The 20,292-nt window shown below is 59.5% G+C and carries 33 protein-coding genes; all 33 read right to left on the bottom strand.

Features of this window, described 5'->3' with window-relative positions; all coding sequences use genetic code 11:
- Positions 1-29: 29 nt before the first annotated feature.
- Entirely contained in the window at positions 30-947 is a 918-nt protein-coding gene (gene truB, locus DBQ51_RS11465; RefSeq protein ID WP_107631621.1) for a tRNA pseudouridine(55) synthase TruB, read from the bottom strand.
- Positions 934-1,893 (bottom strand): DHH family phosphoesterase, encoded by a 960-nt coding sequence (locus tag DBQ51_RS11460; protein WP_107631620.1) that lies wholly within the window; start codon positions 1,891-1,893, stop codon positions 934-936. The genes truB and DBQ51_RS11460 overlap by 14 nt, the downstream gene beginning before the upstream one ends.
- Complete coding sequence (rbfA, locus tag DBQ51_RS11455; protein ID WP_054326942.1) at positions 1,890-2,261, bottom strand: 30S ribosome-binding factor RbfA; 372 nt, start codon at positions 2,259-2,261, stop codon at positions 1,890-1,892. Before rbfA ends, DBQ51_RS11460 begins: the two co-directional genes overlap by 4 nt.
- 108 nt (positions 2,262-2,369) lie before the next feature.
- Positions 2,370-4,733, bottom strand: a complete 2,364-nt coding sequence (infB, locus tag DBQ51_RS11450) for a translation initiation factor IF-2 (RefSeq protein ID WP_082396991.1) — start codon at positions 4,731-4,733, stop codon at positions 2,370-2,372.
- A gap of 195 nt (positions 4,734-4,928) precedes the next feature.
- Positions 4,929-5,414, bottom strand: coding sequence for a L7Ae/L30e/S12e/Gadd45 family ribosomal protein (locus tag DBQ51_RS11445; protein ID WP_107631619.1), 486 nt, complete (start codon positions 5,412-5,414; stop codon positions 4,929-4,931).
- Entirely contained in the window at positions 5,404-5,682 is a 279-nt protein-coding gene (rnpM, locus tag DBQ51_RS11440) for an RNase P modulator RnpM (protein ID WP_054326944.1), read from the bottom strand. The genes DBQ51_RS11445 and rnpM overlap by 11 nt, the downstream gene beginning before the upstream one ends.
- A 22-nt stretch (positions 5,683-5,704) precedes the next feature.
- Positions 5,705-6,769: a transcription termination factor NusA gene (gene nusA, locus DBQ51_RS11435; RefSeq protein WP_107631618.1), complete on the bottom strand. Its 1,065-nt coding sequence runs from the start codon at positions 6,767-6,769 to the stop codon at positions 5,705-5,707.
- An 18-nt stretch (positions 6,770-6,787) separates the two neighbouring features.
- Entirely contained in the window at positions 6,788-7,252 is a 465-nt protein-coding gene (locus tag DBQ51_RS11430) for a ribosome maturation factor RimP (protein WP_054326945.1), read from the bottom strand.
- A gap of 261 nt (positions 7,253-7,513) precedes the next feature.
- Entirely contained in the window at positions 7,514-7,858 is a 345-nt protein-coding gene (gene rplQ, locus DBQ51_RS11425) for a 50S ribosomal protein L17 (RefSeq protein WP_054326946.1), read from the bottom strand.
- Positions 7,859-7,928: 70 nt separating this feature from the next.
- On the bottom strand, positions 7,929-8,876 hold the full coding sequence (locus DBQ51_RS11420) for a DNA-directed RNA polymerase subunit alpha (protein ID WP_107631617.1): 948 nt from the start codon (positions 8,874-8,876) through the stop codon (positions 7,929-7,931).
- An 84-nt stretch (positions 8,877-8,960) separates the two neighbouring features.
- The gene (rpsD, locus tag DBQ51_RS11415) at positions 8,961-9,554 is read right to left on the bottom strand and encodes a 30S ribosomal protein S4 (RefSeq protein ID WP_054326948.1); all 594 of its coding nucleotides are present in this window, start codon (positions 9,552-9,554) and stop codon (positions 8,961-8,963) included.
- Positions 9,555-9,572: 18 nt separating this feature from the next.
- Positions 9,573-9,980: a 30S ribosomal protein S11 gene (gene rpsK, locus DBQ51_RS11410; RefSeq protein ID WP_054326949.1), complete on the bottom strand. Its 408-nt coding sequence runs from the start codon at positions 9,978-9,980 to the stop codon at positions 9,573-9,575.
- Positions 9,981-9,996: 16 nt separating this feature from the next.
- A complete protein-coding gene (gene rpsM, locus DBQ51_RS11405) occupies positions 9,997-10,365 on the bottom strand; it encodes a 30S ribosomal protein S13 (RefSeq protein WP_054326950.1) in 369 nt (122 codons plus the stop codon).
- 364 nt (positions 10,366-10,729) lie between these two features.
- Complete coding sequence (gene rpmJ, locus DBQ51_RS11400; protein WP_031472205.1) at positions 10,730-10,843, bottom strand: 50S ribosomal protein L36; 114 nt, start codon at positions 10,841-10,843, stop codon at positions 10,730-10,732.
- 99 nt (positions 10,844-10,942) lie between these two features.
- Entirely contained in the window at positions 10,943-11,161 is a 219-nt protein-coding gene (infA, locus tag DBQ51_RS11395) for a translation initiation factor IF-1 (RefSeq protein WP_016148769.1), read from the bottom strand.
- 22 nt (positions 11,162-11,183) lie between these two features.
- Positions 11,184-11,462 carry a KOW domain-containing RNA-binding protein gene (locus DBQ51_RS11390; RefSeq protein WP_054326951.1) on the bottom strand — a complete coding sequence of 93 codons (279 nt, stop codon included), beginning with the start codon at positions 11,460-11,462 and terminating at the stop codon, positions 11,184-11,186.
- On the bottom strand, positions 11,462-12,226 hold the full coding sequence (map, locus tag DBQ51_RS11385; RefSeq protein WP_107631616.1) for a type I methionyl aminopeptidase: 765 nt from the start codon (positions 12,224-12,226) through the stop codon (positions 11,462-11,464). Before map ends, DBQ51_RS11390 begins: the two co-directional genes overlap by 1 nt.
- A 3-nt stretch (positions 12,227-12,229) precedes the next feature.
- A complete protein-coding gene (locus DBQ51_RS11380) occupies positions 12,230-12,859 on the bottom strand; it encodes an adenylate kinase (RefSeq protein WP_054326953.1) in 630 nt (209 codons plus the stop codon).
- A gap of 18 nt (positions 12,860-12,877) precedes the next feature.
- Positions 12,878-14,167 (bottom strand): preprotein translocase subunit SecY, encoded by a 1,290-nt coding sequence (gene secY / locus DBQ51_RS11375; RefSeq protein ID WP_054326954.1) that lies wholly within the window; start codon positions 14,165-14,167, stop codon positions 12,878-12,880.
- Position 14,168: 1 nt separating this feature from the next.
- Positions 14,169-14,609: a 50S ribosomal protein L15 gene (rplO, locus tag DBQ51_RS11370; RefSeq protein ID WP_054326955.1), complete on the bottom strand. Its 441-nt coding sequence runs from the start codon at positions 14,607-14,609 to the stop codon at positions 14,169-14,171.
- A gap of 3 nt (positions 14,610-14,612) precedes the next feature.
- The gene (gene rpmD, locus DBQ51_RS11365; protein WP_031472218.1) at positions 14,613-14,795 is read right to left on the bottom strand and encodes a 50S ribosomal protein L30; all 183 of its coding nucleotides are present in this window, start codon (positions 14,793-14,795) and stop codon (positions 14,613-14,615) included.
- 17 nt (positions 14,796-14,812) lie between these two features.
- Entirely contained in the window at positions 14,813-15,316 is a 504-nt protein-coding gene (gene rpsE / locus DBQ51_RS11360) for a 30S ribosomal protein S5 (protein WP_054326956.1), read from the bottom strand.
- A gap of 18 nt (positions 15,317-15,334) precedes the next feature.
- Positions 15,335-15,694, bottom strand: a complete 360-nt coding sequence (gene rplR / locus DBQ51_RS11355; protein WP_054326957.1) for a 50S ribosomal protein L18 — start codon at positions 15,692-15,694, stop codon at positions 15,335-15,337.
- A gap of 18 nt (positions 15,695-15,712) precedes the next feature.
- Positions 15,713-16,258, bottom strand: coding sequence for a 50S ribosomal protein L6 (gene rplF, locus DBQ51_RS11350; protein WP_054326958.1), 546 nt, complete (start codon positions 16,256-16,258; stop codon positions 15,713-15,715).
- Positions 16,259-16,273: 15 nt separating this feature from the next.
- Positions 16,274-16,672: a 30S ribosomal protein S8 gene (gene rpsH / locus DBQ51_RS11345; protein WP_054326959.1), complete on the bottom strand. Its 399-nt coding sequence runs from the start codon at positions 16,670-16,672 to the stop codon at positions 16,274-16,276.
- Between the two features lie 449 nt (positions 16,673-17,121).
- A complete protein-coding gene (locus DBQ51_RS11340; RefSeq protein ID WP_031475639.1) occupies positions 17,122-17,307 on the bottom strand; it encodes a type Z 30S ribosomal protein S14 in 186 nt (61 codons plus the stop codon).
- Positions 17,308-17,323: 16 nt separating this feature from the next.
- A complete protein-coding gene (rplE, locus tag DBQ51_RS11335; protein ID WP_054326960.1) occupies positions 17,324-17,869 on the bottom strand; it encodes a 50S ribosomal protein L5 in 546 nt (181 codons plus the stop codon).
- Between the two features lie 19 nt (positions 17,870-17,888).
- On the bottom strand, positions 17,889-18,206 hold the full coding sequence (gene rplX, locus DBQ51_RS11330) for a 50S ribosomal protein L24 (protein WP_054326961.1): 318 nt from the start codon (positions 18,204-18,206) through the stop codon (positions 17,889-17,891).
- A 15-nt stretch (positions 18,207-18,221) separates the two neighbouring features.
- Positions 18,222-18,590 (bottom strand): 50S ribosomal protein L14, encoded by a 369-nt coding sequence (gene rplN, locus DBQ51_RS11325; RefSeq protein ID WP_054326962.1) that lies wholly within the window; start codon positions 18,588-18,590, stop codon positions 18,222-18,224.
- Positions 18,591-18,602: 12 nt separating this feature from the next.
- The gene (gene rpsQ / locus DBQ51_RS11320; RefSeq protein ID WP_054326963.1) at positions 18,603-18,860 is read right to left on the bottom strand and encodes a 30S ribosomal protein S17; all 258 of its coding nucleotides are present in this window, start codon (positions 18,858-18,860) and stop codon (positions 18,603-18,605) included.
- Positions 18,861-18,875: 15 nt separating this feature from the next.
- Positions 18,876-19,076, bottom strand: coding sequence for a 50S ribosomal protein L29 (rpmC, locus tag DBQ51_RS11315; RefSeq protein ID WP_054326964.1), 201 nt, complete (start codon positions 19,074-19,076; stop codon positions 18,876-18,878).
- Positions 19,076-19,504, bottom strand: a complete 429-nt coding sequence (rplP, locus tag DBQ51_RS11310) for a 50S ribosomal protein L16 (protein WP_054326965.1) — start codon at positions 19,502-19,504, stop codon at positions 19,076-19,078. The genes rpmC and rplP overlap by 1 nt, the downstream gene beginning before the upstream one ends.
- A complete protein-coding gene (gene rpsC / locus DBQ51_RS11305) occupies positions 19,504-20,289 on the bottom strand; it encodes a 30S ribosomal protein S3 (protein WP_054326966.1) in 786 nt (261 codons plus the stop codon). Before rpsC ends, rplP begins: the two co-directional genes overlap by 1 nt.
- Between the last annotated feature and the right edge of the window lie 3 nt (positions 20,290-20,292).

Below are 20,292 nucleotides of genomic sequence, written 5' to 3'. Positions count from 1 at the left end.
AAAAGCGGCCGCTGCCGGCCCGCGTTTTTTCATCCAAAATTTTTATAGACAAACAGGCCCAGCCCGCCTTTATCGAGTGTCCTTACCTGGCCGAGCATCAAAAAACGCGCCCCGTGGTACACGCGGCACAGCGCGCCCGCTGTTTCGGGCATCCCCTGCGCCATGCGCGGGAATACCACCGCGCCGCGCGCGATGCGTTCCGCGCCCTCGTCCGTCAGCCGCACAGCCGGATGCAGGGGGAACAGGCTGTCGGTCGGTAGCAAAAGCGTTTGCGCCGCGCCATCCGCCGCCGCGCGCTCGACCTGGCTGAAGCCGTGGCACTCCCGCAGCGTATAGGCGCCCGATCGGGTGCGCGTCAGGCTGTGCATGACCGCCAGCGTACCAAGCGCTTCGCCCAGGTCGTTGATGAGCGTGCGCACATAAGTACCCTTGCTGACCGTCAGCCGCAGCATGCCCTTCTGGGCGTGCTCGTCAAACTCCAGCAGATCGATCGCGTGGACGGTGATGTCGCGCGCCGGACGCTCGACCGCCTTCCCCCTGCGGGCCAGGTCATACAGCTTCTGCCCGTTCACCTTGACCGCCGAATACATGGGCGGCACCTGCTTCTGCGACCCAAGGAAGCGGCCTGCCGCCTGCTCGACCGCATCCCGTGCGGCGCAGCGGCCGCTGACCTGCAGCGTCCCGCCGGTCACATCCTGCGTGTCCGTATTGTAGCCGAGCGTAAAGCCCGCGATATATTCCTTATCCTGCGCGGCCGCGAAATCCGCCGCCTTGGTCGCACCGCCGACAAATACCGGCAGCACGCCGGTCGCCAGTGGGTCGAGCGTGCCGCCGTGGCCGATCCTGCGCGTGTGCAGGATGCCGCGCAGCTTGGCCACCACGTCGTGCGAGGTAAAGCCCTGCGGCTTATCCATCAGCAGGATGCCGTTCAGCTCACTGTTTGGCATGGAACTGCTCCCTCGCGGCGGTCAGGATGGCGGCTTTCGCCTCCTCCATTCCACAGTCCAAGCTTGCGCCGGCCGCGCGGATGTGGCCGCCGCCGCCGCACTTTTTGCAGATCGCTGCGGCGTCCATCTCTTTGGTCGTGCGGACGGACGCCTTGACCGTCCCGTCTCGGTTTTCAGTCAGTGTAATGCCGATCTGCACGCCCTCAATCTGCCGCGTGAGCGAAGCAATCGAATCCAGGTCGTCCATATCCGCGCCCGTGCGGTCGATATCCGTGCGCCACAGCAGCGCAACCGCGACCGCGCCGTCCTCAAAGAACTCCATCGTGTCGAACACGATGCGCTCCATCTGGAAGCGCGGCATGGATTTGGTCTCAAACAGCACGCGGTTGATCTCGCCCCCATCGATCCCCGCAGTCAGGCAAGCCGCCGCTACCGCATGGGTATGCGCGGTCGTGTTGGAAAACTTGAAGCAGCCTGTATCCGTGGACACGCCGATGTAGATGCATTCCGCGATATCCCTGGTGAACCGCACGCCCAGCGCGGCCAGCACATCATACAGCACCTCGGCGCAGCCGCCCGCGTCCGGACGGATCAGGTTTTTGGCGCCAAAGCCCGAATTCGAGCGGTGATGGTCGATCACTAGATCGACCTTTCCCTTATACTGCTCCGCCGTATCCGGAAACAGCTTTTCCTCCGCGATATCGACGGATACAATATACGCAGAGTTAAAATCGCTCGTCGGATAACAAGGTGTAATCAGCGGTGCATACCGCTTGGTGATCTCCGGATTCTCCAGAATATACGCGGTCTTGCCGAGCTGCCGCAGCCCGCGGCACAGCGCCCCCGCGCAACCGGCGGTATCGCCGTCCGGGCGGCGGTGCGTCAGGATCAGGATGTTGTCCGCGCCCTGCAGCGCCGCGGCGGCGCCCGCAACGTCCACGGTCATGCGCGGTCCTCCTCCCCGAGCTTGCCCTCGCTTTTCAGCTCGTGCAGCAATTCCGAGATATGCGCGCCATGCGTGATCGAGTTGTCCAGTTCAAACACCAGCTCGGGCGCGTAACGGAGCTGTACCTTATGCCCAACCTCGCGCCGCAGCCAACCCGCAGCGGATTTCAGGCCTTTCATGACCTCTTTCGCCTGCTGCTCGCTGCCAAGCACGGAAATAAAGCACTTGGCATAGCGCAGGTCGTTTGTGACCTCACAGTGTACGACCGAAACCAGCCCGTTCTGCACCCGCGGGTCCTTGACCGAGCGAATCGCCTCGGCCAGCGCCTTGCGCACCTCTTCCGAAATGCGGTCGATTCGTGTAGACATGGTGTAACGTCCTCCTTTGCCTGAGGATGAATGGAAAAATGGCGCGCGGAAAATGAAGCTGCCCCTTACGGCTTCGGCTCCATTCTCCATCGTCCCTTTTCAATTATCTTACGGTTTGACCTCTTCCATGACGAAGCATTCAATTACGTCATTTTCCTTGATGTCGTTATAGTTTTCGATGCTCATGCCGCATTCATACCCGGAAGCAACTTCCTTGACGTCGTCCTTGAAGCGCTTGAGGGTGTTCAGATGGCCCTCGTGGAATACGATGCCGTCACGCACCACACGCACCTCAGCGTTGCGCTGGATCTTGCCATCCTGCACATAGCAGCCCGCAACAGCGCCCGCGCCCGTAATCTTGAACACTTGGCGCACCTCGGCATGGCCGAGCACGACTTCCTTGAACTTGGGTTCGAGCATGCCCTTCATGGCCTGCTCCATCTCCTCGATCGCGTCGTAAATAACGCGGTACATGCGCATATCCACGCCCTGCTGCGCGGCGGAATCGGTTGCCGTGCGATCCGGACGCACGTTGAAGCCGACGATGATCGCGCCGGACGCCGCGGCCAGCATCACGTCGGACTCGTTGATCGCGCCGACCGCGCCGTGGATAACCTTGACGCGGACCTCGTCGTTCGACAGCTTCTCCAGCGACGAGCGGATCGCCTCGACCGAGCCCTGCACGTCAGCCTTGACGATGATGTTCAGCTCCTTCATCTCGCCCTCCTGGATGGAGGCGAACAGGTTGTCGAGCGTGACCTTATGGAACTGCTTGTTGCGTTCTTCCTTTTCCTTATCCTTACGCTGCTCGACCAACTCACGCGCCATCTTCTCGTCGTCCACCGCATCGAAGATATCACCCGCGCCCGGCACCTCGGCCAGACCGATGATCTCGACCGGCACGGACGGGCCGGCCTCCTGAATCCGCTTCCCGTCGTCGTTGGTCATGGCGCGCACACGGCCGACCGCCTTACCCGCGATGACCGTATCGCCCGTGTGCAACGTGCCGTTCTGTACAAGCAACGTTGCGACCGGCCCGCGGCCCTTGTCGAGCTTGGCTTCGATGACCGTGCCGTGCGCTTTGCGGTTGGGATTGGCCTTGAGATCCGCGACCTCCGCGGTCAGAAGCACCATCTCGAGCAGGTTCTCGATACCCTGGCCGAACTTGGCCGAAATATTGCACACGATCGTATCGCCGCCCCACTCCTCAGGTACGATCTCATATTCGGTGAGCTGCTGGAGTACACGGTCCGGATTGGCGCCCTGCTTATCGATCTTGTTGACCGCCACGATGATCGGCACATTCGCCGCCTTGGCGTGGTTGATCGCCTCGATGGTCTGCGGCATCACGCCGTCGTCCGCCGCCACGACCAGAATGGCGATATCGGTTACCTGCGCGCCGCGGGCGCGCATGGAGGTGAACGCCGCGTGGCCCGGGGTGTCCAGGAAGGTGATCGGCTTGCCGTCCACCGCGACACGGTACGCGCCGATATGCTGGGTGATGCCGCCGGCCTCGCCCTCAGTCACCTTGGTCTTGCGGATGGCGTCGAGCAGCGAGGTCTTGCCGTGGTCAACGTGACCCATCACGACCACAACCGGATCGCGCGGCACGAGATCCTCCTCGCGGTCCTCGCTCTCGTCAAACAGTCGCTCCTCGATGGTAATATGGACCTCTTTTTCGACCTTGCAGCCCATTTCCTCCGCCACGATCGCCGCGGTGTCAAAGTCGATAATCTCCGAAATAGATGCCATCACGCCCAGCTTGATCAGACCCTTGATTACATCCGCCGCGGTGCGCTTCATGCGGCTGGCCAGCTCGCCGACCGAGATCTCGTCCGGTATCATAACCTTGACCGGTATCTTCTTGAGAGCCGCCATCTGCTGCTGGCGCTGGAGGCGCTTCATCTTCTCCTGCTCCTCCTGCCGGCGCTTATTGCCGAACGGCTTGGCGCGCTGGTCAGCCTTTTTGGTCAGCTTCTGCTTCTTCTGGCCGCGGGACTCCATACGCTCCGCCTTGGCATCCACCAGCTTGTCGATACGCTCGTCATATTTATCCAGGTTGACGTCTCCCGCGCCGCGGGTATCGATGCGGTGTACCTGCTTGACCTTGGTCGAAGCAGCGGGCGCGGCCTTGCTTTCCTCTTTCTTTCCTGCCTCCGGCTTGGCAGACACCGGCTGCTGGGCTGCCTGCGGCTGTCTGGCGAGCTTCTCCTCCGCTTTCGGCCGGTCGCCGGACGGGGCTGCGGCGGTCTGCCGCGCCGCCATCTGCGCGTTCAGGGTCTCCTCCATGTTGTTTACCTGATGGTGCTGCGTCATATACTCGAAAATGACGGACAGCTCCTGATCGCTCAGCACCTGCATATGGTTTTTCGGGGTGGTGCAGTATTGGGTCAGGATCTCGGTAATCTCCTTTGTGGCGGCGCCAAAATCCTTTGCAACCTCATGCACCCGATATTTATTCTCTATTGCCATGGGCAACTCCTCCTAAAAGAAATTTCGGTTGAAAACACGTTTTCAATCGAGTAAGATGTGCCGCGCATGGCGCGAACACCTCTTATGCGCTGTTTTACGCGCCGCCACACGGCACACAAAACAGCTTTCTGATATCAAAATCGTGATACAGGCTCCCGATTTTGATGGCAAACGCCGCTTTGCGGGGGTTGCCTATTAGAATACGCGCTTTGCGCGTGGGCTTTTGTTCGCTTTGCGCGGGGCGCTGCCTGCGCGGCGCGGCGGCTGCGCCGCCTGAGACTGCGAAGCGCGGGGCTTCTTTTTGCCCCGGCGCGACTGGATGCGCGCGTTTTTTTCCGCAAGCTGCGCGGATACGTCCGCATAGCCGCTGTCCTGCGCCGCGAGCCGCTGCACCGCCGCGGACGCCAGGCCGATATCGGTCACTGCGCATACCGCGCAGCCGCCCTTGCCGATCGCAGCGCCCAGCGTCTGCTTATCCACCGGCAGGACGAGAAACGGTACGTTTGCGCGTTCGGCATAAAACGCGGCCTTCTTCGCCGTACTCTCGCCGGCATCTGATGCAGCCATCACGCAGCGGGCCTTTTTCTCCATGCAGGCCTCGCGCACCAGCTCGTCGCCGAACGCCAGCTTGCCGGCGCGCCGCGCCAGCCCCAGCATCCGGAGGACGGGATCATTCATCATGCGCGCCCTCCTCCATCTGCTTTTCCAGCGCGCTGTACACGTCCTCCGGCACCTCGACCGAAAGCGCACGTTCGATCGCGCGGCTCTTGCGCGCTTTTTTCAGGCACTCCGGCCTGCTGCACAGATAGGCGCCGCGCCCCGGCGCTTTCCCCCTGAAGTCCAGCGAAAGCGCACCCTCCGGTGAACGCACCACGCGGATCAGCTCGCGCTTGGGAAACATTTCGCGGCAGCCGAGGCATTGCCGCATGGGAACCTTTTTCTGTACCATATTCTGCCGCACCCCCGTTTTGTTATTCGCCCTGTGATTCCGGAGCGATGTCAATTTTGCAGCCGGTCAGCTTGGCGGCAAGGCGGGCGTTCTGCCCCTCCTTGCCGATGGCGAGCGAAAGCTGGTCGTCCGGTACAATCACGCGGCAGGACTTGTTGTCCGCCTGCACAGACGCGGAGATCACGTCAGCGGGGGCGAGCGCTGCGGAAACGAACTGCGCCGTATCCTCACTCCACTTGATGATATCGATTTTTTCACCGTTCAGCTCGCCGGTGATGTTGGCGACGCGCGCGCCGCGCGTACCCACGCATGCGCCGATCGGATCGACGTTCTCGTCGTGCGATGTAACCGCGATCTTGGTGCGGTTGCCCGCTTCACGCGCGATCGACTTGACCTCAACCACGCCGGAATGGATTTCCGGCACCTCAAGCTCAAACAGGCGCTTGACCAGGCCCGGGTGCGTGCGCGATACCACGACCTGCGGACCGCGCGTGCCGCGGCGCACTTCGATCAGGTATACCTTGACGCGCTGCCCTTCGGCAAGCTGCTCCCCGCGCACCTGCTCAGAAGCGGCTAGGACTGCTTCGCTCTTTTCGCCGCCCGAAACCACGTCCAGATACGCGTTGCCCGAGCGGGGGTCGATACGGGCGATCACGCCGGTCAGGATCTCATGCTCCTTGCTCTCAAACTCCGAGATCACCATGCCGCGCTCCGCTTCACGGATGCCCTGGATAATGACCTGCTTGGCGGTCTGCGCCGCGATGCGGCCGAACGACTTGGTCGGGATGTCAATATCTATGATATCGCCCACCATGGGATTGTTCTTATACTCGGCCGCCTCCTCGAGTGTGATCTCCTCATACGGCTCATAGAGGTCCTCCGCCTTGACGACCGTTTTGCGCACATACATGCGGATGGTCTTTTTATCCCGATCCGGTTCAACGAACACATTGTCCGTCATCCCGTCGTTGTCGCGCTTGTAAGCAGTAATCAAAGCCTGGCCCACGCGGTCGAGCATGTAATCGACCGGTATCCCCTTTTCCTTTTCGAGCTGCTCCAGCGCGTCAAAAAATTCTGCGTTCACCATTTTTTCCGGTTCATCTCCTTAAATTTCAACCGCAAGTCGCACCGCGGCTATATCTTTGGGTTCATAAACAGTCTGCTGCCCGCCGCTCTCCAGCGTCACGCAGCCGTTATCATAGGCAACGAGGGTGCCTTCCGTCTGCTTTGCGCCGTTTACAGGCTTATAAAAGCCGAGTTCGACCGGATGGCCGATAAACGCCGCGAAATGCTCCGGCCGCTTGAGTCGTCTCGACAACCCCGCCGAGGAAACGCACAGCGTATAGGACGGCATATCGTCGAATTCCTTTTCATCCAGCATGGGGTCGAGCGCGCGCGAAACCTGCTCGCACTGGTCGATCTGCACGCCCTCCGGATGATCGACGGTCACGGTCAGCATATACCGGCCGCCCTCCTTTTCAAATTCCACGTCCCACAGGGAAACGCCGGCCTGCTCGCACAAGGGCTTTACCAACTCTTCCACACGGGCGACGATCTGCTTTGCCTGCAAAGCCGTCCCTCCTTTTCCGATTTCTCTCAAGCAAAGCGTAAGGAGTGGCTTTCGCCACTCCTTACGGTTACTTCTTACTTAACGACAGTAGTATAGCACGAAATCCCGCACATTGCAAGGGGTTTCTGTGTTTTTCTTTTCTGTTTGAAGATATTTCGGCGATACATTCCGCACGAAAGCAAAAAGAAAAAGGTTATCCAGTAAGCACGCTACTGGATAACCTTTTTGCGTCATCTTCCTGCTTCCAAGTGAGCCGTTATCTTACTTAACCAGCTCGATGATCGCCATTTCCGCTGCGTCGCCGCGGCGCGGGCCGGTCTTGATGATGCGGGTGTAACCGCCGTTACGGCTTGCATACTCCGGCGCGATTTCAGAGAACAGCTTTGCAACAACAGCTTCCTTGGTGATGAAAGCCATCGCCTGACGGCGGGAAGCGAGCGTGTTCTTCTTGCCGAGAGTAATCATCTTTTCGGTCAGCGGGCCGACTTCCTTGGCGCGGGCAACGGTGGTCTCGACCCTGCCGTTTTCCAGCAGATAGGTCACCATCGCGCGCAGCATGGCCATACGGTGATCGGTAGGACGGCCGAGCTTGCGATTGTTAGCCATTCGTGTTTACCTCCAAAATAAAGTAAAGGCGGCGGCGCGGCTTTTCGTGCCGCCGCATTATCGGTCTTTCTTATTCGTCGGACTTGGCAAGCGACAGGCCCATGGCCTCCAGCTTGCCGATGACCTCTTCCAGCGATTTGCGGCCCAGGTTGCGGACCTTCATCATGTCCTCTTCCGAGGTGTTGATCAGATCCTCCACTGTGTTGATACCCGCGCGCTTGAGGCAGTTGAACGAGCGCACCGAGAAGTCAAGCTCCTCAATGGTCATCTCAAGCACCTTATCGTGCTGCGCTTCGGCCTTTTCAACAACCGTGGATTTGGAGCCGATCTCGTCGGACAGGTCGACGAACAGGTCGAGATGGTCTCGCAGCACCTTTGCGCCAAGCGAAACCGCGTCGCGCGCGGTGATGGTGCCGTCGGTCCAGATCTCGAGCGTAAGCTTATCATAGTCGGTCAGGTCGCGCACACGGGTGTTCTCCACCGTATAGTTGACCTTGTAAACTGGTGTGTAGATCGAATCCACCGGAATGACGCCGATGGAGGTCTGGTGCTGCTTATTCTTCTCGGCCGGAACGTAGCCGCGGCCCGAAGTCAGCGTGATCTCCATGGACAGGCGCGCATCGCTCATCAGGGTAGCGATGTGCAGGTCGGGATTGAGGATCTCGACCTCGCCGTCAGCGTGGATGTCGCCAGCCTTTACCTCGCCCTCGCCGGCGGCCTCGATGTAGACCGTCTTGGGGCCGTCGCAGTGCAGCTTGGCGATGATGCCCTTGATGTTCAGTACGATCTCGGTCACGTCTTCCTTAACGCCCGGGATGGTGGAGAACTCATGCTGCACGCCGGCGATCTTGATGCTCGACGCGGCCGTACCCGGCAGCGACGAAAGCAGAATGCGGCGCAGGGAGTTGCCCAGCGTGGTGCCATATCCGCGCTCCAGCGGTTCCACGACGAATTTGCCGTAAGAGCCGTCTTCAGCGAGCTGTTCACAGTCAATACGCGGCTTTTCGATTTCGATCATTTGGTACCCTCCTTCACGTTGGTTGGAAACTCTAAGCGGAGCAGGCGGCGCAGGCGCCGCGCAGGCTCCAAAAGCGAGGGTCTGTTACTTCGAGTACAACTCGACGATGAGGTGCTCGGATACATCATAATCGATGTCATCACGCGCCGGCATCGAGGCGATCCTGCCCTCAAAGGAATCCTTGGCCTTGTCGATCCACTTGGGGCATTGCTTCTTGCCGTTCTCCTCCAGCAGGGTCTTGAACTTGGCGGAGCTGCGGGATTTCTCGCAGACCGCGACAACATCGCCCGGCTTGACCTGATAGGACGGGATATTGACGCGCTTGCCATTTACGGTGAAGTGCGCATGGTTGACGAGCTGGCGCGCCTCGCGGCGGGTGTTCGCAAAGCCCATGCGGAATACGACGTTGTCCAGGCGGCGCTCAAGCTCCTGAAGCAGGATCTCACCGGTGATGCCCTGCTTACGTTCGGCCTTCTCATAGTAAGCATGGAACTGCTTCTCGAGCACGCCATAGATGAATTTTACCTTCTGCTTCTCGTTGAGCTGCATGCCGTATTCGGACTGCTTGCGGCGGGACTGCTTGGGCTGGCGCTTGGTGGACTTGGAGTAACCAAGTACCGCGGGGGAGAGACCAAGCGTCTTGCAGCGCTTGAGAACGGGCTGTGTATTCTTAGCCATTGATTGGTTTCCTCCTTATTATACTCTTCTGCGCTTGGGCGGACGGCAGCCATTGTGCGGGATCGGGGTCACGTCCTTAATCATGGTGACCTCAAGCCCCGCGGCCTGCAGCGCGCGGATCGCAGCCTCGCGGCCGGAACCCGGTCCCTTAACGTAAACCTCAACCGTCTTCAGGCCGTGCTCCATCGCGGCGGCCGCGGCGGTTTCAGCCGCGGTCTGCGCGGCGAACGGGGTGGACTTACGCGAGCCGCGGAAGCCCATTTCGCCAGAGGAAGCCCAGGAAATTGCGTTGCCGTTCAGGTCGGTAATGGTAACGATGGTGTTGTTGAAAGAGGAACGGATGTGAGCCGCGCCCTTTTCAATGTTCTTGCGCTCGCGGCGGCGCGTACGGGTCGCCGCGCCCTTTTTCTGCTGTACCTTAGCCATTTATACGTTCCCCTCCTTACTTCTTCTTGTTCGCAATGGTCTTCTTGGGACCCTTGCGGGTACGGGCGTTGGTCTTGGTGCGCTGGCCGCGTACCGGCAGGCCGCGGCGGTGGCGCAGGCCGCGGTAGCAGCCGATTTCAACCAAACGCTTGATATTCAGGCCGATCTCGCGGCGCAGGTCGCCCTCGACGTTGTAGTCGCGGTCGATTACTTCACGCAGCTTGGCGGCTTCTTCTTCGGTCAGGTCCTTGACGCGGGTATCGGGATTGATACCGGTCTTGGCAAGGATTTCGTTGGACGTCTTGCGGCCAATGCCGAAGACGTAGGTCAGGCCGATCTCCACGCGCTTCTCGCGGGGAAGGTCAACACCGGCAATACGTGCCATACTTTATAAAACCTCCGATTTGTTTACACTGAGGCGTGTTGGCAAACACAGTGTAGGGACCGCCTCCGCCCCTGCAGCGCCGCGCGCCCGCGCGTGCTTGTCGTGTTCGCGTAAACCATCATCCCGCGCCATGACGCGCGGCAATTTATCTGGAAACGGTAGAAAAACCGCTTCACACATTCGCGCCGTCCGGCGCATGCAATCAGAAAACGGCCATGCCGTTTTCATCAAAAGCGCGAGCCTCGCCCGTGCTTTTGACTCCCCGACCCAGCGGCCTTGGGCCGCGCTGCTCGGGTATCGAAAACAAGTTTCTCCCGAACTTGTTTTCGTATATAGGGGACTTTTGAAGTCCCCTATAAGATTTTTAGCCCTGCTTCTGCTTATGCTTCGGGTTCTGGCAGATAACCATGACCTTGCCCTTGCGGCGGATGATCTTGCACTTCTCGCAGATCGGCTTAACAGATGGTCTTACCTTCATGACATTTTACCTCCATCAAAAATTTTGGTGGGATGGGACACCGGAAAACCGGCGACCGCTGGCGCTCGGGTCACATACGCGCCTCCGCCCGCTTTTGGGTCACTTGGAACGCCAAGTGATACGACCGCGGGTCAGGTCGTAGGGCGACATCTGAACGGTGACCTTGTCGCCGGGAAGAATGCGGATAAAGTTCATGCGGAGCTTGCCTGAAATATGAGCCAGTATCTTATGGCCGTTGGGCAGTTCCACCTGAAACATCGCGTTAGGCAGCGCCTCTATGACGGTACCTTCGAGTTCGATTACATCATCTTTTGCCATATATGTGTATTACCCTCCTCGGTCAATTTGCGTCCTCGTCCCCTGTCCAAAGGGAAAGGGCCTTGCGTATGTCGCTGTTGGTCAGGCGGCCGGACTCCAGCAGCTTGCGCGCCGTACGCCCGTCACTCGGCCCCTGGTAGCTCACATGCTTGCGGCGCTTGCGCTTGGGACTTTCCGCTCTGCGCGCGCGCCCGTTTGCCAGCAGAAGAAAATCCCCCTCTTCCGCCATGACAAGCATGAGCCTGCCCTTGTCCCTGCCGGTCAGCGACAGCACGATATCGGCTGTGTGGGCCTCCACCATTACAACACCTCACCGTCGATGCTGGTTAGTATCTCCGGCTCGCCATCTGTAATGGCGATCGTGTTCTCATAGTGGGCGGACAGCTTCCCGTCCCTGGTTTTGACGGTCCAGCCGTCCGGCAGGACCTTGACGTCATACACACCCACATTGACCATGGGTTCCACTGCGATAGTCATACCACGCTGCAGCCGGATTCCATGGCCCGGATGGCCGAAATTCGGTACTTCGGGTGATTCGTGCAGGTTCTCCCCTACGCCGTGGCCGACGTAAGCGCGCACCACCGAAAAGCCGTTTTTCTCCACATAGGCCTGCACGGCTGCGGAGATATCGGAAACGCGGTAGCCCTCGCGGGCAAATTTGATACCCTCATAGAAGCTCTGCCGGGTCACTTCGATCAGACGCCTGGCCTCCTCGGACACCTCACCGCAGGGTACGGTGCAGGCGCAGTCGCCGTGGTAGCCGCCAATATAGGCGCCAACGTCCACTTTGACGATATCCCCCTCCCGCACCACATGATGCTTTGAGGGGATGCCGTGGATGACCTCGTCGTTGACCGATACGCAGGCGCTGCCGGGAAAGCCGCCGTAACCGAGGAACGAGGGCTTCGCGCCCGCGTCCTCGATCGTCTTGCGGACGATCCGGTCGATTTCGCCTGTCGTGACGCCGGGACGGACCGCGTCCGCCGCCGCTTTCCGCGCAAGCGCGGTAATGCGGCCGGCGACACGCATCCGTTCGAGCTCTTTTTCTGACTTCAAATGGATCATAGCTTACAGACCCAACGCCTGAACGGCGATCTGCTCCGTCTGGCGGATACCCTGCGTACCATCGATGCTTTTGAGCTTGCCCTGCTTACCATAGTAATCCTTGAGCGGCTCGGTCTGCTCATGGTAGGTTGCCAAACGGTGCTGCACCACATCCGGCTTGTCATCCTTGCGGATGTGCAGCTTGTCGCCGCACACATCGCAGGTGTCCGCCTGTCTGGGCGGGTTGGCCTTGATGTGGTAGGACGCGCCGCACTTGAGGCAGACACGGCGGCCGGTCATACGGCCCTCGATCACCTCGTCCGGCACTTCCAGCGAAAGCGCGCAGTCGATCGTTGCGATCGTATCCAGCGCCTCCGCCTGCGGGATGGTACGCGGGAACCCGTCCAGGATGAAGCCATTTTTACAATCCGGCTCGGCAATGCGCTCCTTGAGCATGCCGATCACGACTCCGTCCGGTACAAGCTGCCCTGCATCCATAAACTGCTTGGCCGACTGGCCGAGCGGTGTGTTGTTCTTGATCGCTTCGCGCAGAATATTGCCGGTCGATACGCTCGGCACCCCCATCTTTTCCACAAGATAGGACGCAAGCGTGCCTTTGCCGGCGCCCGGAGCGCCCAGTAAAATCAGATTCACTTCAGTATGCCTCCAGCATTATTCCAAGAAGCCCTTGTGGTGGCGCATGAGCATCTGTGCCTCCAGCTGCTTGACGGTATCAAGCGCAACGCCGACGACGATGATGACCGACGTGCCGCCCAGAGCCACATTGGAGAGGTTCGGGGAGATTGCGCCGACGATCAACGGCAGAATCGCAACAATTCCCAGGAAGATCGCGCCCACAAAGGTAACCTTGCCGAGCGCCTTGGTGATAAAGTCGCTCGTCGGCTTGCCCGGACGAAAGCCCGGAATGAAGCCGCCGTTCTTCTTGAGGTTGTTGGAAATCTCGATCGGGTTGAACTGGATGGAAGCGTAGAAATACGCGAACGCAAGGATCAGCAGTCCGTATACAATAATATAGAACGGGTTGGACTGCGAGAACAGGTTCAATACATGCCAGCCGACCGTGCCGGCCGCCGGCTGCCAGAACATCGAAACGGTCTGGGGCAGCGACAGGATGGACGACGCGAAAATGATCGGCATAACGCCGGACGCGTTGACCTTGATCGGCAGGTGGGTGGACTGGCCGCCGTACATCTTGCGGCCGACCACGCGCTTGGCGTACTGCACTGGAATGCGGCGCTCCGCGTTGGACATGAACACGATGAACACGACAACGGCCAAGCCGATGACGATCATCAGCAACGCGGAAATAATGCTGCCGCCGCCCTGCTTGAACAGGTTGTACAGCGTCCGGATCAGCGACGGGCCGCGGGAAACGATGCCCGCGAACAGGATGATCGAGATACCGTTGCCGATGCCGTTCTGGGTGATGTGCTCGCCCAGCCACATGATCAGCGCGGTACCCGCGGTGAACGTCAGGATGATCGCGGCCGCGGCAAGGACGCTCGTGTTGGACAGGAATCCGTTGCTGCGCAGCAGCGCATAGTAGGAGAAGCCCTGCAGAAGGCCGAGGACAACCGCGACATAGCGGGTCCAGGAAGCGATCCTCTTGCGCCCCTCCTCGCCGCCTTCTTTGACCATACGCTCAAGCGCGGGGATGGCAACGGTCAGCAGCTGCAGGATAATGGACGCGTTGATATACGGCGTGATGGACATGGCGAAGATCGTCGCGTTGGACAGACCGCCGCCGGTGAACATATCAAGGTAACCGAGCATCGACCCCGCCACCTGCGACTGCTCAAAGTAGGTCGCCAGCAGCTCGGTGTTGATGAACGGCACGGGGATGCAGGAGCCAAAGCGGAAGATCAGCAGGATAAACAGCGTATACAGGATCTTCTTGCGCAGCTCCGGCATGTTCCAGGCGTTTTTAAGGGTTTGAAACACCTTAAATCACCTCGGCCTTTCCGCCTGCGGCTTCGATCTTCTCCTTTGCGGACGCCGAGAACGCCGCGGCCTTAACCGTCAGCTTCTTGGTGAGCGTACCGTTGCCAAGGATCTTGATGCCGTCGAGAGCATTCTTGACGATACCGGCCTCGCGCAGCGCTTCTGCGGTGACCTCGGTGCCATCTTCAAACTTCTCCAGAGCGGAAACATTGACCGGTGCGTAGGTGGTGCCGAAAATATTGTTGAAACCACGCTTCGGCAGGCGGCGCGCCAGAGGCATCTGGCCGCCTTCAAAGCCCGGGCGGACGCCGCCGCCGGAACGAGCCCACTGGCCCTTGTGACCGCGGCCCGCGGTCTTGCCGTTGCCGGAACCGGCGCCGCGGCCCTTGCGGTAAGCGGGCTTTACGGAACCTGCGGCAGGCGATAATTCGTGAAGCTTCATGGGTTACGCCTCCTCTACAACTTCGAGCAGGTAACCGATCTGCTTAACCTTGCCGCGCGTCTGCGCGTTGTCCGGCTGAACGGTTACATCGTTGATCTTCTTAAGCCCCAAAGAATGAGCGGTCGCAATGTGCTTATCCAAGCGGCCGACCAGGCTCTTTTTCAGGGTAATCTTCATGTTAGCCATTGTGAGTTACCCCTTTCTTACAGTTCTTCTACGGCTTTGCCGCGAACCGCCGCCACCTGGGCAGCGTCGCGCAGGCTCTTCAGGCCTTCCATCGTCGCCGTAACGACGTTCTGCGGGTTGTTGGAGCGCAGGCACTTGGTACGGATGTCCTTGATGCCGGCAGCCTCAACGACCGCACGGACCGCGCCGCCGGCGATAACGCCGGTACCGGGGGCAGCGGGCTTGAGCAGAACGCGGCCCGCCCCGAACTCGCCGATAACCTCGTGCGGGATGGTGGTACCCTTCAGGGAAATCTTGACGAGGTTCTTCTTGGCGTCCTCGATGCCCTTGCGGATCGCGTCCGGAACTTCGGATGCCTTGCCCAAGCCGAAGCCGACCGTACCCTTGCCATCGCCAACGACGACCAGCGCCGCAAACTTGAAGATACGGCCGCCCTTTACGGTCTTGGCAACGCGGTTGAGCGCTACGACGTTCTCGGAGAACTCGTCCTCGCGCTTATCGTTTCTATTAAACTGAGCCATGTTTTACCTCCTCCCGACTTAAAACTGCAGGCCGCCCTCACGGGCGCCCTCCGCGAGCTCCTTCACGCGGCCGTGGTACAGATAGCCGCCGCGGTCGAACACGACGTTCTCAATACCCTTGGCCTTGCAGCGCTCGGCAACCAGCATGCCAATCTTCTTGGCCGCTTCCTTGTTGCCGCCGTACTCGGTGAAGTCCTTCTCGGCAGTCGAGGCGGAGACTAAGGTGACACCGGCGACATCGTCGATGACCTGTGCATAAATATTCTTGGCAGAACGGTAAACGTCCAGACGCGGACGCTCGGCCGTGCCGCTGATCTTTGCGCGCACGCGCTTGTGGCGCTGCAGACGCGCCTTGTTGGAATCCTTCTTCGAAACCATTTTTCGCCTCTCCTTTCCTTACTTCTTCTTCGCGCCGGTCTTGCCTTCCTTGCGGCGGACATACTCGTCAGCGTAGCGGATGCCCTTGCCCTTGTAGGGCTCCGGCGGGCGCTTTTCGCGGACTTCCGCAGCAAACTGGCCGACCTTCTGCTTGTCAGGACCGGAGATGATGATCGTGTTCGGGTTCGGAACGTCGATCGTGATACCGTCGGTTTCGCTCATCGTAACCTGATGCGAGTAGCCGAGGTTCATAACCAGATCCTTGCCCTGCTTGGCGACACGGTAGCCAACACCCTGCACGCTCAACTCCTTTTTGAAGCCGTCGGTCACGCCCACCACCATGTTGTGGATCAGGCTGCGGGTCAGGCCGTGCAGCGCGCGGTTCTGCTTGTCGTCGTTCGGACGGGTGACGAGGATTTCATTTCCCTCCACCGCAACATTCATGTTCGGATGGATTTCGCGGGTAAGGGTTGCCTTTGCGCCCTTCACCGTTACGACGTGGCCGTCGATCTTGACCTCCACACCGGACGGGATGGCAATCGGCATTCTACCAATTCGAGACATATTTTATACCTCCCCTTACCATACAAATGCGAGAACTTCGCCGCCGACGTTCAGCTCGCGGGCCTTTTTGTCGGTCATGACGCCTCTCGACGTGGAAATGATGGCAATGCCGAGGCCGCGGAGCACCTTGGGAAGCTCCTGTGCGCCGGCATAGACACGCAGGCCGGGCTTGGATACGCGCTTAAGGCCGGAGATAGCCTTCTGGCGGCCGTCCACATACTTGAGCGTGATGCGGATGATGCCCTGCGTGTTGCCCTCGAGCGTCTCAAAAGACTTGATATAGCCTTCGTCGAGCAGGATCTGGGCAATTGCCTTCTTCATTTTGGACGCGGGTACGTCCACGCTGGCATGACGAGCATTGCCGGCGTTGCGGATACGGGTCAGCATATCCGCGATGGGATCAGTGATCTGCATAAATGCTCTCCTTTTCAAGAAGTTTGGGGGTAGTGCAGCAATCGGAGCGGGGCTGGGTTGGGTCCCCTCTTGATTGGCCTGTTTGCCTCCCACTTTTCTTTACACTGCCTGTGGCCCTTCCACAGACAGCGGCCGGGGAAACTGTTTTTTTATAACAGCCGATAAGCCCGCAGAGCGGGCTATCGACTAATTATAGCATGTTTTTGAACGTTCTGACAAGCAACAAAGTGCATATTTTTATCAAACTTTCGGCTTTCGTTCCCGTCAAAACGCAATAAAAGTGTCTTTGCCGACAAAATACGGCAAAGTCTGCAAAAAAGCGGGCGCATAGCGCGCCCGCTTTCGCAATCTTCTCGCGCGAAAGCGCGCAGTTAGGATAGAAAACAGAAGCAGGCTTCTGTTTTCATCAAAAGTCAGGGCATATGCCTAACCTTTGATCGACGCAAAGCTTACCAGGAAGCCTTGCGCACGCCCGGGATCTGGCCTTTGTAGGCCAGCTCGCGGAAGCAGATACGGCAGATGCCGAAATCACGCAGGTACGCGTGAGGGCGGCCGCAGATCTTGCAGCGGTTGTAAGCACGGGTAGAGAACTTCGGCTTCGCCTGCTGCTTGAGGATCATCGACTTCTTAGCCATTTATCATTCTCCTCCCTTACTTCTCAAACGGAGCGCCCATCAGCGTGAGCAGCTCTTTCGCTTCTTCATCGGTCTGCGCGGTGGTGCAGATAACGATGTCCATGCCGCGGACCTTATCGATCTGGTCGTAGGAGATCTCCGGGAAGATCAGCTGTTCCTTGAGGCCCAGGGCATAGTTGCCGCGGCCGTCGAACGCGTCGCCATTGATGCCGCGGAAGTCGCGCACGCGCGGCAGCGCAACATTGAACAGACGATCCAAAAACTCCCACATACGATCATGGCGCAGGGTGACCTTGACGCCTACCGGCATGCCCTCGCGGAGCTTGAAATTCGCGACCGACTTCTTGGCGTGAGTCACGACCGGCTTCTGGCCGGTGATCGCAGCGATGTCGCGAACAACGGACTCGATGACCTTGGCGTTACCGTTGGCCTCCTTGCCGCAGCCGACGTTGACGACGACCTTGTCGATCGTCGGGATCTGCATCGTGCTCTTGTACTGGAACTTCTTCATCAGAGCAGGCGCAACGTCCGCAGTATACTTCGCTTTCATATTCGGAACCATTTATTGCAACCTCCTCTTCTTACAGCGTCTCGCCACAGTGCTTGCACACCGTCAGCTTCGCGCCGTTCTCGGCAAACTTGTGCGCAACACGGGTCGGCTTGTTGCACTTCGGACACACGCGCATGACCTTGCAGGCACGCAGCGCGCCCTCGCGCTCGATGATACCGCCGGTCTCGCCCTGGCGGCGGGGCTTGGTGTGGCACTTGATCATGTTCACACCCTCGATCACGACCATCCCCTTCTTCGGGTTTACGGACAGGACCTTGCCGCGCTTGCCCTTTTCCTTGCCGGAAAGAACGACTGCGGTGTCGCCCGTCTTTACATGCAAATTATTCATTTGTTGGCGACCTCCTTACAGTACTTCCGGAGCAAGCGACAGGATCTTCATATAGTCCTTGTCACGCAGCTCACGCGCGACAGGCCCGAAGATACGGGTGCCGCGGGGGTTTTTATCGTCACGGATGATAACGCCGGCGTTCTCGTCAAAGCGGATGTAGCTGCCATCCGCGCGGCGCAGGCCCTTTACGGTGCGGACGATCACAGCTTTGACCACGTCGCCCTTCTTCACGCCGCCGCCCGGAGTGCATTTACGCACCGAGCAGACGACCACGTCACCGATATTGCCGTACTTGCGTGCGGAGCCGCCGAGAACACGGATTACCTTCAGTTCCTTCGCGCCGCTGTTGTCAGCCGCGCGCAGAAAAGTTTCCTGCTGAACCATGTGCTCTCCTCCTTACTTTGCCTTCTCGATGATCTCGACCAGGCGCCAGCGCTTATCCTTGGACAGCGGGCGGGTCTCCATCACCTTTACCTTGTCGCCGATGCCGCACTCGTTGTTCTCGTCGTGCGCCTTCAGCTTATAGGTGTGCGGAATAACCTTCTTATACAGAGGATGCGCTACGCGATCCTCGATCGCGACGACAATGGTCTTGTCCATCTTGTCGGAAACGACCTTGCCGACTCGCGTTTTGCGTAATGCTCTTTCGCTCAATTCGTTTCCCTCCCTTTACGCCTTCTCCGCGAGCTGCTTCTCACGGATTACGGTGTTGACGCGCGCAATGTCGCGCTTGACCTCGGTGATCTTGTTGGTATTGTCCAACTGGTTGGTAGCGAGCTGAAGACGGAGGTTGAAGAGGTCCTTCTTCAGGTCGCCAAGCTTTGCGGCGAGCTCCTCGGCCGTCAGTTCTCTGATCTCAGATGCCTTCATCATGCTTCACCGCCATTCTTGGTCTCACGGGCAACGAACTTGGTCTTGCACGGCAGCTTGTGGCTGGCCAGACGCAGCGCTTCGCGGGCAACTTCCTCGGAAACGCCGGCGATCTCGAACAGCACGCGGCCGGGCTTGACGACAGCGACCCAGTACTCGGGCGAACCCTTACCGGAACCCATTCGGGTCTCGGCCGGCTTCTCGGTCACGGGCTTGTCGGGGAAAATCTTGATCCATACCTGACCGCCGCGCTTGGTGTAGCGGGTCATGGCGATACGGGCGGCCTCGATCTGGTTCGAGGTGATCCAGCACGGCTCAGTGGCCTGCAGGCCGTACTCACCGTTGGATACAAAGTTGCCGCGCATGGCCTTGCCCTTGAGGCGGCCACGATGCACGCGACGGTATTTCACTCTCTTGGGGAGCAGCATTAGCGGTTGCCTCCTTCCTGGCGGGGCGCGCGGCGCTCGCCGTTACCACGGTTGAAGTCGCGGCGGCCGCCACGGCGGTCGTCACGGCCACCGCGACGCTCGCGGCGCTCGAAAGCGGGCTTGGGAGCCTCGATCGAACGGCCCAAACGCGGACCGCCGTGGAGGACCTCGCCCTTGTAGATCCAAACCTTTACGCCGATGCGGCCATAGGTGGTCGCGGCCTCGGCAAAGCCATAGTCGATATCCGCGCGCAGGGTCTGCAGCGGGATGGTGCCTTCATGATAGTGCTCGGTGCGGGCGATTTCCGCGCCGCCCAGACGGCCGCCGCAGGAAACCTTGATACCCTTGGCGCCCATGCGCATCGCACGGCCCATGGACTGCTTCATCGCGCGGCGGAAGCCAATGCGCTTCTCAAGCTGCGCGGCGATGTTCTCAGCGACCAGGGTCGCGTTGGTGTCCGGATTCTTGATCTCGATGATCGAGCAGCGGACCTTCTTGCCGTACTTGCGGGTCAGCTCTTCCTCGAGCTTCTTGATATCCTCGCCACCGCGGCCGACAACCATGCCGGGACGCGCGCACTGGATCATGATTTTGATCTCGTCGTTCTTACGCTCGATTTCGATCGCCGGAACGCCTGCGTCGTACAGACGCTTCTTCAGTTCCTTACGAATGTTGTAGTCTTCCACGAGGAGGTCGCCGAACACATTGTCCTTAGCGAACCAACGGGAATCCCAATTCTTGATAACGCCGACACGGAGACCGTTCGGATTTACTTTCTGGCCCATTGA

It is taken from the genome of Agathobaculum massiliense (assembly GCF_900291975.1).
GTDB lineage: Bacteria > Bacillota > Clostridia > Oscillospirales > Butyricicoccaceae > Agathobaculum > Agathobaculum ammoniilyticum.
The sequence above is the reverse complement of the archived record's forward strand: the minus strand, read 5'-3'. Positions and strand labels throughout refer to the sequence as shown.